We start from the raw sequence: 12,645 nt of genomic DNA, 5'->3' as shown, positions 1-12,645 counted from the left end.
CGCTACCGCAGGCCGGTGCCCCGCGCGAGCGCGGTGTCGATGAGCAGCGTCAGCAGTTCGCCGTAGTCGACACCGGACTCGGCCCACATCCGGGGGTACATCGACGTCGACGTGAACCCCGGCATGGTGTTGACCTCGTTGATCACGGGGCCGTCGGGGGTCTGGAAGAAGTCGACGCGGGAGAGGCCCTGGCAGTCGAAGGCGTGGAAGGCACGGACCGCGAGGTCGCGGATCGCCGCCGCCTGCTCCTCGGTGAGGTTCGCGGGCACGGTGTACTGCGCGCGATCGTCGAGGTACTTGGTCTCGAAGTCGTAGAAGGAGTGCTCGGCGTCGGCCGCCATCTCGATTTCGGCGATCGCCGACGCCGCGACGGTGCCGTCGGGTCGCTCGAGCACACCGATCTCGACCTCGCGGCCGATCACGGCCGCCTCGATGATGACCTTGGGGTCCCAGGCGCGGGCCGCGGCGATCGCCCCGGGCAGCTCCGTCAGGTCCGTGACCCGCGTGATGCCGATCGACGACCCGCCGCGGGCCGGCTTGACGAACAGTGGCAGCCCCAGCCGGTGCAGCACATCCGCCGGGACCTCGGTGTCGCGCTGGCGGAGCACGTGGAAGTCACCCACGGGCAGGCCGTCCGCGGCGAGCAGCTTCTTCGCGAACTCCTTGTCCATGCCGGCGGCGGAGGCGAGGACGCCCGCGCCCACGTAGGGCACGCCGACCATCTCCAGCAGTCCCTGCAGGGTGCCGTCCTCGCCGTACGGACCGTGCAGGACGGGGAAGACGACGTCGACGCTCCCCAGAACCGAGCCGGCCGCGTCCGCATTCACGGACACCAGTTCGGCGCCGGGCAGGAAGGCGAGGTCCGTCGGGCCCTCGGGGACGCTCGGCAGGCTGCGGTCCGCGAACCGCAGGGCATCGGCGTCACCGTCGGAGAGCACCCACGCGCCCGCCTGGGTGATCCCGACCGGGATCACCTGGAAGCGCTCGGGATCGAGGTGCGCGAGGACGCTGCCCGCCGACACGCACGAGACCGCATGCTCGCTACTGCGCCCGCCGAAGACCACTGCCACCCTGATTCGCTCCGTCACGGTCGCCCACCTTACGGGTCGGCCGTACGGAGGGCCACGCGGTGCGCCGCGCGGCGTTACTCAGCGTCCTCGGGCCGCCACTCGCCGCCGACGTCGCGATTGAGCAGGTCGTCCATGGCGCGGGAGACGGGTACGCCGTCGTAGCAGACCGCGCGCACCGCCTCCGTGAGCGGCATCTCGACTCCCACGCGTCGCGCCAGGTCGGCGATGGAGATGCACGATTTGGCGCCCTCGGCGACCTGGCCGTGCGCCGCGGCCTGCGCCTGCTCGACGGTCATGCCCTGGCCGAGGCGCGCGCCGAAGCTGAAGTTGCGGGACTGGGGCGAGCTGCAGGTGGCGACGAGGTCGCCGACGCCGGCCAGGCCCGCCAGGGTGAGCGGCTGGGCGCCCAGGGCGGTGCCGAGTCGCAGTGTCTCGGCAAGGCCGCGGGTGATGATCGCGGCCCGCGAGTTCTCGCCCAGGTTGATGCCGGAGGCGATGCCGCAGACGAGCGCGATGACGTTCTTGGTGGCGCCGCCGATCTCGCAGCCCACGACGTCGTCGCTGGTGTAGGGCCGGAAGTAATCGGTGCGTACCAGGTACTGGGCGTGGGAGGCGCGGTCCACGTTGTCCGAGGCGATGACGGCGAGGGTGGGCTGGCCCGTGGCGATCTCCCGGGCGAAGTTGGGGCCGGTGAGGACGGCGATCCGGTCCCGGTCGATGCCGGCGGCGTCGACGACGACCTCGCTCATGCGGTCGAGAGTCCCGATCTCGATGCCCTTGGCCAGGTTCACCACGGTCACGTCCGGCGGGATCAGGTGGCCCCAGTCGCGCAGGTTCGCGCGCAGCGACTGCGAGGGGACGGCCAGCACCACGAGCCCGGCGCCGCGCATCGCCTCCTCCGGATCGTGTGTCGCGGAAAGGTTCTCGGGGAGCACGCCCTCGGGCAGGTACTGGGCGTTGATCCTCGTCGCGTTGATCTGGTCGGCGACCTCCTGGCGGCGGCACCACAACCGCACCCGGTGCGGCTCCGGGCGGGTGGCGTCCGCGAAGACCTTCGCCATCGCGGTTCCGAACGAACCCGCCCCCATGACCGCAACGTCGACCATCCGAGCCCTTCCTCGCAGCGCACCCGCCCACCGGATTCGTGGGCACCCGGAAGAGCCTATCGCCCGCCCGGAGACGGCAGGGTCGGTTCAGCACGCCTACATTGGTGGTCATGACCTCACCGCACGGGGCCGACGCGGGCCCCGCCGTCGTTGTGGTGACCGCCGTGAAGTCGCTCGAGGCCGCCAAATCCCGTTTCGCCGCGCCCGGCGACGGACGCCGGGAGGCCGTCCCCGGCCTCGTGCTGGCGATGCTATTGGACACGCTCGCCACGGCTGCCGCGACGCCGGGCGTCGTCGGCGTGCACGTGGTCTCCCCCGATCCCGCGGTCCGTGCCGCGGCGGAGGCGGCCGGTGCGCGCACCGTCGACGAACCGGCACCCGGCGGCCTCAACGCCGCACTCGAGGCGGGGGCGCGCGCCGCGCGCGCCGAGCACGGGCCCGGGGTGGCGGTGCTGGCACTGCAGGCGGACCTGCCCGGGGTGACGCCCGCCGAGCTCACGGCCTTCCTCGCCGCGACGGCCGGTCGGCGGGGATTCGCCCCCGATCACGCCGGCACCGGGACCGCGGCGCTCTACGCGCCCCCGGGGACCGCGTTGCGTGCGGCGTTCGGGCCGGATTCCGCGGCGGCGCACCGAGCCGGCGGGGCCGCGCGGCATGCCGGTCCGTGGCCCGGGCTGCGCACGGACGTCGACACGCCGCAGGACCTCGCAGGAGCCGGGGCCCTGGGTGAGCGCACCGCAGCGGTGCTCGCCGCGGCGGATCGGGAGTTCGCGTCGAAGACACGCGGCCGATACGCCAGAATGGAGCGGTGACGACCGAGCCTCCCGCCCCCTCCGCCGAGTCGACGCCCGCAGCGAGCACCGCGGTCGCCGACACCGAACTGCCGCCCTCGGTCAGGCCGACGGCGATCCCGACGGCGCCGCCCGCCGCGCCGGCGGAGGTACCCAGTGACCTGCCCGCGGACCGATACCTGAACCGGGAGCTGAGCTGGCTCGACTTCAACGCCCGCGTGCTGGCGATGGCGGAGGACGCCTCACTGCCGCTGCTGGAGCGCGCCAAGTTCCTCGCGATCTTCGCATCGAACCTGGACGAGTTCTTCATGGTCCGGGTCGCCGGGCTCAAGCGGCGCGACCAGATGGGCCTGTCGGTCCGCTCGGCGGACGGCCTCTCGCCCCGAGAGCAGCTGCGGCTGATCTCCCAGCGCACCCAGGAACTCTCGCACAAGCACGCCCTGGTCTTCAGCGACGCCGTGCGACCGGAGCTGGCGGCGCAGGGCATCTCGGTCGTCAGCTGGGCGGACCTGAACCCGGCCGAGCGCGAGAACCTCACCGGCTATTTCCACACGCAGGTATTCCCGGTGCTCACGCCGCTCGCGGTGGACCCCGCGCATCCGTTCCCGTACATCTCGGGGCTCTCCCTCAACCTGGCGGTGGCCGTCGTCGACACCAGCACGGGCGGCGAGCATTTCGCGCGCGTCAAGGTGCCGGACAACGTCGCCCGGATGGTCTCGGTGCGCTCCGAGCGGATGGATCACGCGGTGCTCCCACTCGAGGACCTGATCTCGGCGCACCTGGACGTCCTTTTCCCGGGCATGACGGTCTCGGAACACCACGTCTTCCGGATCACGCGCAACGCCGACTTCGAGGTCGAGGAGGACCGCGACGAGGATCTGCTGCAGGCCCTCGAGCGGGAGCTCGCGCGGCGTCGTTTCGGTTCGCCAGTGCGCCTCGAGGTGGCGGAGGACATGTCCGAGCACATGCTGGAGCTGTTGCTGCGCGAGCTGGACGTGGACCCGGCGGACGTCATCACCGTGCCCGGCCTGCTGGACCTGAACTGCCTGTTCGAGCTGTACGGCGTGGACCGGCCGGACCTGAAGGAAAAGCCCTTCGTCCCCGTCACCCACCCTGCGTTCGGCGAGCGGGAGACCCCGAAGAGCGTCTTCGCCACCCTCCGCGAGGGCGACGTGCTGGTGCACCACCCGTACGACTCCTTCTCGACCAGCGTGCAGCGGTTCATCGAGCAGGCGGCCGCGGATCCGCACGTGCTGGCGATCAAGCAGACGCTGTACCGCACCTCGGGCGACTCGCCCATCGTGGACGCGCTGATCGACGCCGCGGAGGCGGGCAAGCAGGTCGTGGCGCTGGTCGAGATCAAGGCCCGGTTCGACGAGCAGGCGAACATCAAGTGGGCTCGCAAGCTCGAGCAAGCGGGCGTCCACGTGGTGTACGGCCTGGTGGGCCTGAAGACGCATTGCAAGACCTGCCTGGTGGTCCGGCGCGAGGGCTCGACGATCCGCCGCTACTGCCACATCGGCACGGGCAACTACAACCCGAAGACGGCGCGCCTGTACGAGGACGTCGGCCTGTTCACCGCCGACCCGGATCTGGGCGCCGACCTGACGGACCTGTTCAACCGGCTCACGGGCTACTCCCGCAAGGAGGAGTACCGCAACCTCATGGTCGCGCCGCACGGCATCCGGTCGGGCATCGTCGAGCGGATCGACCGCGAGATCGAGCTGCAGCGCCAGGGCGAGCCCGCCGGGGTGCAGCTCAAGGCGAACGCCGTGGTGGACGAGCAGATCATCGACGCGCTGTACCGGGCGAGCCAGGCGGGCGTGCGCGTCGAGGTCGTCGTGCGCGGCATCTGCGCCCTGCGGCCGGGAGTCCCCGGGGTGAGCGAGAACATCACCGTCCGATCGATTCTCGGGCAGTTCCTGGAGCACTCCCGGATCCTGCACTTCCGCGGCGCGGACGAGTTCTGGATCGGCAGCGCCGACATGATGCACCGCAACCTCGACCGGCGCGTCGAGGTCATGGCGCAGGTGAAGGATCCGCGGCTCACGCGGCAGCTGGGCGAGATATTCGACTCCGCCCTGGATCCCGCGACCCGGTGCTGGGTGCTCGACGGGGACGGCAACTGGAACGCCTCCCCCGCGCCGGGCGAGGACGTCCGTGACCACCAGCGGGAACTCATGCGCGCACACCGCGCGAGCCAGCGGTGAGCGGCGGGGGCAGGGGCGCGGTCGTCCGCGCCTCCGGTGGCGTGCTCTGGCGCCCCTCGCCGGACGGGCCGGAAGTGGCTGTGGTGCATCGCCCCCGGTACGACGACTGGTCCCTGCCGAAGGGTCATGTGGAGCCCGACGAGAATCCCGTCGTGGCGGGGCTGCGCGAGGTGGTCGAAGAGACGGGATTCTCGGCCCGGTTCGTGCGGGCCGTGGGGCAGGTGTCGTACGACGTGCCGCGGCGCAAGCGGCACGGCCGGGGCGGCGAGACGGCGCGCAAGCGTGTCGGATACTGGTCGGCCTTGGCGGGGCCCGGCGTCTTCGCACCGAACGAGGAAACCGACGAACTCCGCTGGCTGCCGGTGCGGGCGGCGACGGCCCTCCTGAGCTACCCGATCGACCGGCGGATCCTGCGGGCCTTCGGCAAGCAACCGCAGTCCACGGCGACGATGCTGATCGTCCGGCACGCCAAGGCCGGCCGGAAGCAGGGATACCAGGGCGACGACCTCGCGCGACCGTTGGACCGCAACGGACGGGCGCAAGCGGAGGCCCTGGTGGACCTCGTGGGGGTCTTCCGGCCCGGTCGCCTGCTCTCGGCGCCGCCGGTGCGATGCACGCAGACCCTGGAGCCGCTGGCGGCCGAGACGGGCCTGCCGCTGGTGGAGGAGCCCACGATGTCGGAGACCGCCTACGCCCGCGATCCTGCAGCCACGCATCGCCGGGTCCGCGAAATCGCGCGGATGGGCGAGGAATCGGGCACCGTGCCCGTGGTGTGCAGCCAGGGCGGAGTGATCCCGGACCTCACCGCGTGGTGGGCCGGGGCAGACGGCGTGCGCCTGCCCGCGGCCCGCAACCGTAAGGCCAGCGTCTGGGTGCTCACCACCGAGGGCGGACGCCTGCTGACCATGGACCACATCGACAGCCCGCTGCCCCTGGAGCACTGAGGCATCCAGGGGCGGCGGGCCCGACGGGTGGGTCTACTTCTTGGCGGCCTTCTTCGCGGGAGCCTTCTTGGCCGGAGCCTTCTTCGCGGGAGCCTTGGTCGCGGCCTTCTTCGCCGGCGCGGTCTTCGCCGGAGCCTTCTTCGCCGGCGCCTTGGTCGCGGCCTTCTTCGCCGGCGCGGTCTTCGCCGGAGCCTTCTTCGCCGGCGCCTTGGTGGCCGCCTTCTTCGCGGGAGCCTTGGTGGCTGCCTTCTTCGCCGGCGCCGTGGTCGCGGCCTTCTTCGCGGGGGCGGCCTTGGTCGCCTTCGCCGGAGCCTTCTTCGCGGTCGCCTTGGCGGCGGTCGCCTTGGCGGCCTTCGCCGGAGCCTTCTTCGCCGCCGCCTTCTTGGCGGGCGCGGCCGCGGTGGCCGAGCTACGACGGACGGCCGGGCCCGAGGCCGGCAGCTTCGCCGAGCCGGAGATCACAGCCTTGAACTGCGCACCGGGGCGGAACGCGGGGACGGAGGTGGGCTTGACCTTCACGGTCTCGCCGGTGCGCGGGTTGCGGGCCACACGAGCCGCGCGCTTGCGCTGCTCGAAGACGCCGAAGCCCGTGATGGTGACGGACTCACCGGCATGGACGGCCCGGACGATCGTGTCCACGATCGCCTCGACGGCGGCGCCGGCGGTCCGGCGGTCGGTGCCCAGCTTCTCGGTGAGCGCCTCGATCAGTTCTGCCTTGTTCATGGACGATCTTCCCTCTGTGGTCGGAGGCTCACCGCTGAGCCAACTAGGGACACCGTAAACGCACAATTGCATTCAATCCAAGAGCCACGCCAGATTTGATCGAAGGTGTGTCGGAATGACAAGTGGCGGCACCGGTTCGATCCGGTGCCGCCACTGCAGGGTTTTCGCGCTAGAGAGTAACGGGTTTGTATGCGGGCCTTCGGCTTTCGAACTCGGTGATCGCCGAGTCCTGCTGCATGGTGATGCCGATGTCGTCGAGTCCCGCCATCAGACGGTGCCGGACCGGGTCGTCGATCGTGAAGGGGACCACCACGTCCCCGGCGACGACAGTCCGATGCTCCAGGTCGACGGTGACCTCCAGCCCGGGGTTGTTCTCGAGGGCCTTCCAGAGCAGCTCGACGTTCTCCTGCTCGACCAGGGCCGCCACGAGGCCCGCCTTGCCCGAGTTACCGCGGAAGATGTCCGCGAAGCGCGACGAGATGACCACCCGGAAGCCGTAGTCCATGAGCGCCCAGACGGCGTGCTCGCGAGAGCTGCCGGTGCCGAAGTCCGGTCCGGCGACGAGCACGGAGCCCTTGTCGTAGGGCGGGACGTTGAGGATGAAGTCCGGGTCGGCGCGCCACGCCGAGAACAGCCCGTCCTCGAACCCGGTGCGCGTCACGCGCTTGAGGTAGACGGCGGGGATGATCTGGTCGGTATCGACGTTGGTGCGGCGCAGCGGCACACCGATGCCGGTGTGGGTGACGATGGCTTCCATGGTCGTTCTCCTTCGACTGTGGATGGGCGCTAGGCGCCGGGGACGGGGGCCAGATCGGCCGGGGCGGAGAGGGTGCCGCGCACGGCCGTCGCGGCGGCGACCGCCGGCGAGACCAGGTGCGTGCGGCTGCCCTTGCCCTGACGCCCCTCGAAGTTGCGGTTGGACGTGGACGCGGACCGCTCGCCGGGAGCGAGCTGGTCCGGATTCATCCCGAGGCACATCGAGCATCCGGCCTGGCGCCACTCCGCCCCGGCGTCGAGGAAGACCTGCCCCAGGCCCTCCTCCTCGGCCTGGGCACGCACCCGCATCGATCCGGGGACGACGAGCATGCGGACCCCGGCGGCCACCCTGCGGCCGCGCAGGATCTCGGCGACGGCGCGCAGATCCTCGATCCGTCCGTTCGTGCACGATCCGACGAAGACGGCGTCCACGGCGATGTCGCGCAGCGGGGTACCGGCCTGGAGGTCCATGTACTGCAGGGCCTTCGCGGCGGTCTCCTTCTCGCCGTCGGAGCCGAAGGACTCCGGATCGGGCACCGACCCGCTCAGCGGCGCACCCTGGCCGGGGTTGGTGCCCCAGGTGACGAAGGGGGTGATAGCGCTGCCGTCGATATCGACCTCGGCGTCGAAAACCGCGCCCTCGTCGGTGCGGAGGGCGTCCCAGGCCTCGATCGCGGCATCCCATTCGGCACCCTTGGGCGCGTGCTCGCGGCCTTCGATGTAGTCGTAGGTGATCTGATCGGGAGCGATCAGCCCGGCGCGGGCGCCGGCCTCGATCGACATGTTGCAGATGGTCATCCGCGCCTCCATCGACAGCTTCTCGATGGCGCTGCCCCGGTACTCGAGGACATAGCCCTGACCGCCGCCGGTGCCGATCTTGGCGATGATCGCCAGGATGAGGTCCTTGGAGGTCACGCCGGGCTGCAGCTCGCCGGAGACGTTGATGGCCATGGTTTTGAAAGGCTTGAGCGGCAGCGTCTGAGTGGCCAGCACGTGCTCGACTTCGGAGGTGCCGATGCCCATCGCGATGGCCCCGAACGCGCCGTGCGTGGACGTGTGACTATCGCCGCAGACCACGGTCATGCCGGGTTGGGTCAGGCCGAGCTGCGGTCCCATCACGTGGACGATGCCCTGCTCGCCGTCGCCCATGGAGTGCAGCCGGACGCCGAACTCGGCGCAGTTGCGGCGCAGCGTCTCCACCTGCGTCCGTGATACCTCGTCGGCGATGGGCTGGACCAGCGTGTCGGTGGGCACGTTGTGATCCTCGGTGGCGATGGTGAGGTCGGGACGCCGCACCCGCCGACCGGCCAGGCGCAGACCGTCGAACGCCTGTGGGCTGGTGACCTCGTGCACGAGATGCAGGTCGATGTAGATGAGGTCGGGTTCGCGCGAGGCACCCTCGCCCTCCCCCTTGACGACGACGTGCTGGTCCCAGACCTTCTCGGCCATTGTGCGCGGCTGCATGATTCCCACCTGCTCCATGATCTTCGCCCGACAGGTGGACGCGGGCTGCGCGTTGAATCCCACCATGCGAGAGACTAGTATCGAACTATGGGAAAGGATACCGCACTGCCGGACGCCCCCGAAAGTCTGACCACGGTGAGCGGGATCGGCGTGCTCGACAAGTCCGTCGCGGTGCTGCGCGCGGCCGCGGAGGAGCCCGCGAGCCTCGCCGACCTGTGCGGCCGGACCGGCCTACCGCGGGCGACCGCGCACCGTCTGGCCGTAGGGCTGGAGTTGCACGGACTGCTCACCCGGGACGGTGACGGGCTGTGGCGGCCCGGAAACACGCTGCGCGAGCTCGCGGCCAGCACGGCCGACGCTCTGGTCGACACGGCGGCGCTGGTGCTCCCCCGGCTCCGCGAGATCACCGGCGAGTCCGTGCAGCTGTATCGACGGGAGGGCGATCACCGGGTCTGTGTCGCGGCCGCCGAGCCGCCGTCGGGTCTGCGGGACACCGTGCCGGTGGGATCCCGGCTGCCGATGACCGCCGGCTCGGGCGCGAAGGTGCTCGCCGCGTGGGCGGACCCGCGGGCCGACTCCTCCTTCACCGACCGCGCGCTCGCCGAGGTGCGCAAGCGAGGCTGGGCGCAGAGCGCCGGGGAGCGCGAGTCCGGCGTCGCGAGCGTCTCCGCGCCGGTCCGCAATCCGCGGGGCGAGGTGATCGCGGCGATCTCGGTCTCGGGGCCCATCGACCGCATGGGCCGCCGACCCGGGGCTCGCTGGGCCGCGGACCTCCTCCAGGCCGCCGAGGCGCTGCAGCGGCGGATCTGAGCACCTAGCCCGCCGCGTCCACACGGCAGCGCACCGCGCCGTCGTCGACCACGAGGGCAGCGGAGACGCGGCTCGCGGTGTCGGCCATGCGCGCCGCCCGGTGCGTGATCACCGCCTCGGCGACCATCGGCCACACGTCGTGCCGGATCGCCCGGCGCACCGACCGCGCACCGTAGACCGGGTCGAATCCGGTCTCGACGAGGAGTGCGGCCACGGCGTCGTCGACCGTGAGGTCCACACCGCGCTTGCGCGCCCGGTCGGCGAACATCGCCAGCTCGTGGCGCGCCACCTCGACCGCGGTGTCCTGGGAGAGCTCCTCGAAGAGCGTCACCTCGTCGATCCGGTTGAGGAACTCCGGATCGAAGAACCGGGCGATCGACTGCTCGGAGATCCGATCGAGGCGCCCCTCCAGGACCCGGTCCACCCGCTCCCCCGCCGCCGCGGGCAGCAGCCGCGAGACCGAACGCCCGGCGCGGTGCCACGGTCCCTCCTGCTCGGCGCGCAGCTCGCGGCTGCCGAGGTTGGAGGTCATGAACACCAGGCAGTTGCGGAAGTCGTAGCGCTGCTGACCGTTCGCGAGCGTCAGCCGCCCACGGTCGAGGACGTGCAGCAGCGCCCGCAGCACGGTCGTGTGCGCCTTCTCGACCTCGTCGAAGAGCACGATCCCCGGCATCGAGACCGTCCCCTCGATCCGGTCCCGGTCGAAGACGCTCAGCCCCTCCTTGGAGCCCGAGTAACCGGGCGGAGCCCCGGCGAAGGAGGCCGCGTAGTGCTCCTGCGCCATCGCCGACATGTCCACCTGGCAGAAGTCGTCGGGCCCGGTCCGCAGCGCGGACGCGAGCTGCCGCACGATCTCCGTCTTGCCGGTGCCGGTCGGCCCCACCAACAGGTGACTCGCGAGCGGACGGGTCTTGTCGGTGAGGCCGGCCTGCACCACCGAGAGGGTCCTGAAGATCGACTCGATCGCCTGGTCCTGTCCGAAGACGTTGGCACGCAGCTGCGCCAGGATCCGCGCCGCGTCGACCCGCCCGACGGCGGCCTTGGCGAACTCGGCGTCGGTGGGCCGGGATTCGGAGGGGCCGGACGCCCGGCCGCCGACGTCGCCCCCCGCGGCGGCCAGGCGATCGGTGATGAAGGGCACGACTACGCCTCGCGGGTCTTCTCGGTGGGCAGGGTGCCGACGGGGCATTCGGCGACTCCGATCGTGTCCCGCGTGAAGGATTCGACCTGCTCCCGCGCAGCCTCGGCGTCGGTGACCCACAGCTTGTAGAAGTCGAAGGGGCACTCCGCGACGCCCTTGTCGCCCTCACCCGCGGCGTGGATGCCCGTGTAACCGCGGTGAAGGATCTTGAACAGGTGGTTCTGCGACTGGTCGTGCTTGCGGGCGTCGCGGATCGTCGAGACGGAGAGTTGCGCGTACTGGATGCCGTACTCCTCCTCACCGGTCTCACCGAGGGTGCGGCCGTCGAAGCCGATGATCGCGGAGTGCCCGAAATAGGAGTAGACACCGTCGAAACCGGCGGCGTTGGCCACGGCGACGTAGACGTTGTTGGCCCACGCCATCGCCTTCGCCATGATGACCTGCTGGTCCTTCGACGGGTACATGTAGCCCTGGCAGCGAACGACGAGCTCTGCACCCTTCATGGCGCAGTCGCGCCAGATCTCCGGATAGTTGCCGTCGTCGCAGACGATGAGGGAGACCTTGAGGCCCTTGGGACCGTCGACCACATAGGTGGAACTGCCGGGATACCAGCCCTCGATCGGCGCCCACGGGATGATCTTGCGGTACTTCTGGACGATCTCCCCCTGATCGTTGATGAGGATCAGGGTGTTGTACGGCGGCTTGTTCGGGTGGTCCTCGTGCTGCTCGCCGGTGATCGAGAAGACGCCCCAGGTACCGGCCTTGCGGCAGGCGTCGGAGAAGATCTTCGTCTCCTCGCCGGGGATCGCGGCGGCGGTGGCGTACATCTCGTCGGGGTCGTACATGATGCCCTGCGTGGAGTATTCGGGGAAGACGACGAGGTCCATGCCGGGCAGGCCGGCCTTCATCCCGACGATCATCTCGGCGATCTTGTGACAGTTCTCGATGACGCCCGCGCGGTCGTGCAGCCGGGGCATCTTGTAGTTGACGACGGCGACGCCGACCGTGTCCGGGCTGGAGGAGATGTCTCCGTGACGCATGGTGGGACCTTTCGTTGATGTCGTTTGCCGTTCGCAAGTAATTACCGATTCGGCACTATCTCTGATCGGTAATATTAGCGAGCAGTCGAGAACTCGCAGCGCAACCAGCGAGAACGCGAGTGAGAACGGTTACGAGAGGCGCAGGACGAGGGACTCCCAGACCTCGCGACCGGTATCGGACAACGTCAACAGGATGCTGCGCCGATCCGCCGGAGCCGGCCGGCGGTACGCGAGATTGCGCTCGACGAGGCGGTCCACGAGGCGCGTGGTGGACGACGGAGTGGTTCCGGTCCGGGCTGCGATTTCGCCGACGGTGGCGCCGTCGACCGCGGCCAGTAGGCGCAGGGCACGGAAGTGCTCGACGGTGAGGTCGTGCTCCACGAGCGCGGGAGTGAGGACGTTCATGACGAGGTCGTCGGCGCTACAGACGGCCTCGAAAGCCGTGCGCGCGGGCACCTCCCACAGGTGAGCGCTCGCGTCCATCTCCACCCCGATCCTTGTCATCTCAATCCTCCACTACTGTATCGCGTTCCGGAGCCGATGCGAGCGCGCTCCGTGTACGCTCGTCCCGACACAGGTCCGTGATGGAG

General features: G+C 70.5%; 12 protein-coding genes. 4 read left to right on the top strand and 8 right to left on the bottom strand.

All coding sequences use genetic code 11. From position 1 onward, the window contains the following. Nucleotides 1-2: 2 nt before the first annotated feature. Together FK529_RS09890 and FK529_RS09885 are read right to left on the bottom strand one after the other, a co-directional pair. The gene (locus FK529_RS09890; protein WP_146560819.1) at nucleotides 3-1,088 is read right to left on the bottom strand and encodes a D-alanine--D-alanine ligase family protein; all 1,086 of its coding nucleotides are present in this window, start codon (nucleotides 1,086-1,088) and stop codon (nucleotides 3-5) included. 56 nt (nucleotides 1,089-1,144) lie between these two features. Beyond that, the gene (locus FK529_RS09885; RefSeq protein WP_146560818.1) at nucleotides 1,145-2,176 is read right to left on the bottom strand and encodes an NAD(P)H-dependent glycerol-3-phosphate dehydrogenase; all 1,032 of its coding nucleotides are present in this window, start codon (nucleotides 2,174-2,176) and stop codon (nucleotides 1,145-1,147) included. 110 nt (nucleotides 2,177-2,286) lie between these two features. Between FK529_RS09885 and cofC the strand changes: the two genes are divergently transcribed. From cofC to FK529_RS09870, 3 genes are all read left to right on the top strand, one after another. Next, a complete protein-coding gene (cofC, locus tag FK529_RS09880; RefSeq protein ID WP_146560817.1) occupies nucleotides 2,287-2,988 on the top strand; it encodes a 2-phospho-L-lactate guanylyltransferase in 702 nt (233 codons plus the stop codon). A gap of 68 nt (nucleotides 2,989-3,056) precedes the next feature. Continuing rightward, nucleotides 3,057-5,177, top strand: coding sequence for an RNA degradosome polyphosphate kinase (locus FK529_RS09875; protein ID WP_231703036.1), 2,121 nt, complete (start codon nucleotides 3,057-3,059; stop codon nucleotides 5,175-5,177). Further along, on the top strand, nucleotides 5,174-6,121 hold the full coding sequence (locus FK529_RS09870) for an NUDIX hydrolase (RefSeq protein WP_146560815.1): 948 nt from the start codon (nucleotides 5,174-5,176) through the stop codon (nucleotides 6,119-6,121). The genes FK529_RS09875 and FK529_RS09870 overlap by 4 nt, the downstream gene beginning before the upstream one ends. Before the next feature lie 33 nt (nucleotides 6,122-6,154). Here FK529_RS09870 and FK529_RS09865 read toward each other — a convergent pair whose 3' ends face one another. The 3 genes from FK529_RS09865 to leuC form a co-directional block, all read right to left on the bottom strand. Beyond that, nucleotides 6,155-6,844 carry an HU family DNA-binding protein gene (locus tag FK529_RS09865; protein ID WP_146560814.1) on the bottom strand — a complete coding sequence of 230 codons (690 nt, stop codon included), beginning with the start codon at nucleotides 6,842-6,844 and terminating at the stop codon, nucleotides 6,155-6,157. A gap of 169 nt (nucleotides 6,845-7,013) precedes the next feature. Continuing rightward, entirely contained in the window at nucleotides 7,014-7,601 is a 588-nt protein-coding gene (leuD, locus tag FK529_RS09860; protein ID WP_146560813.1) for a 3-isopropylmalate dehydratase small subunit, read from the bottom strand. A 29-nt stretch (nucleotides 7,602-7,630) separates the two neighbouring features. Then, nucleotides 7,631-9,064, bottom strand: coding sequence for a 3-isopropylmalate dehydratase large subunit (leuC, locus tag FK529_RS09855; protein WP_146561037.1), 1,434 nt, complete (start codon nucleotides 9,062-9,064; stop codon nucleotides 7,631-7,633). A gap of 87 nt (nucleotides 9,065-9,151) precedes the next feature. Between leuC and FK529_RS09850 the strand changes: the two genes are divergently transcribed. Further along, nucleotides 9,152-9,874, top strand: a complete 723-nt coding sequence (locus FK529_RS09850) for an IclR family transcriptional regulator (protein WP_438947187.1) — start codon at nucleotides 9,152-9,154, stop codon at nucleotides 9,872-9,874. Nucleotides 9,875-9,878: 4 nt separating this feature from the next. Here FK529_RS09850 and FK529_RS09845 read toward each other — a convergent pair whose 3' ends face one another. The 3 genes from FK529_RS09845 to FK529_RS09835 form a co-directional block, all read right to left on the bottom strand. Further along, nucleotides 9,879-11,015: an AAA family ATPase gene (locus tag FK529_RS09845; protein WP_158635092.1), complete on the bottom strand. Its 1,137-nt coding sequence runs from the start codon at nucleotides 11,013-11,015 to the stop codon at nucleotides 9,879-9,881. Between the two features lie 2 nt (nucleotides 11,016-11,017). Continuing rightward, nucleotides 11,018-12,055, bottom strand: a complete 1,038-nt coding sequence (locus tag FK529_RS09840; protein WP_146560811.1) for an aliphatic amidase — start codon at nucleotides 12,053-12,055, stop codon at nucleotides 11,018-11,020. Between the two features lie 129 nt (nucleotides 12,056-12,184). Continuing rightward, entirely contained in the window at nucleotides 12,185-12,559 is a 375-nt protein-coding gene (locus tag FK529_RS09835; RefSeq protein WP_146560810.1) for a MarR family transcriptional regulator, read from the bottom strand. Between the last annotated feature and the right edge of the window lie 86 nt (nucleotides 12,560-12,645).

This window comes from Tsukamurella asaccharolytica (genome assembly GCF_007858435.1).
Classification (GTDB): domain Bacteria; phylum Actinomycetota; class Actinomycetes; order Mycobacteriales; family Mycobacteriaceae; genus Tsukamurella; species Tsukamurella asaccharolytica.
Note: the sequence above shows the minus strand (reverse complement) of the source record. Positions and strands in the feature narration are given on the sequence as shown.

Excerpts from the sequence above, each read along its gene's own strand:
- FK529_RS09885 (WP_146560818.1), bottom strand. The coding sequence starts at position 2,176 with ATGGTCGACGTTGCGGTCATGGGGGCGGGTTCGTTCGGAACCGCGATG.
- leuC (WP_146561037.1), bottom strand. The coding sequence starts at position 9,064 with ATGCAGCCGCGCACAATGGCCGAGAAGGTCTGGGACCAGCACGTCGTC.
- FK529_RS09865 (WP_146560814.1), bottom strand. The coding sequence starts at position 6,844 with ATGAACAAGGCAGAACTGATCGAGGCGCTCACCGAGAAGCTGGGCACC.
- leuD (WP_146560813.1), bottom strand. The coding sequence starts at position 7,601 with ATGGAAGCCATCGTCACCCACACCGGCATCGGTGTGCCGCTGCGCCGC.
- FK529_RS09835 (WP_146560810.1), bottom strand. The coding sequence starts at position 12,559 with ATGACAAGGATCGGGGTGGAGATGGACGCGAGCGCTCACCTGTGGGAG.
- cofC (WP_146560817.1), top strand. The coding sequence starts at position 2,287 with ATGACCTCACCGCACGGGGCCGACGCGGGCCCCGCCGTCGTTGTGGTG.
- FK529_RS09840 (WP_146560811.1), bottom strand. The coding sequence starts at position 12,055 with ATGCGTCACGGAGACATCTCCTCCAGCCCGGACACGGTCGGCGTCGCC.
- FK529_RS09850 (WP_438947187.1), top strand. The coding sequence starts at position 9,152 with ATGGGAAAGGATACCGCACTGCCGGACGCCCCCGAAAGTCTGACCACG.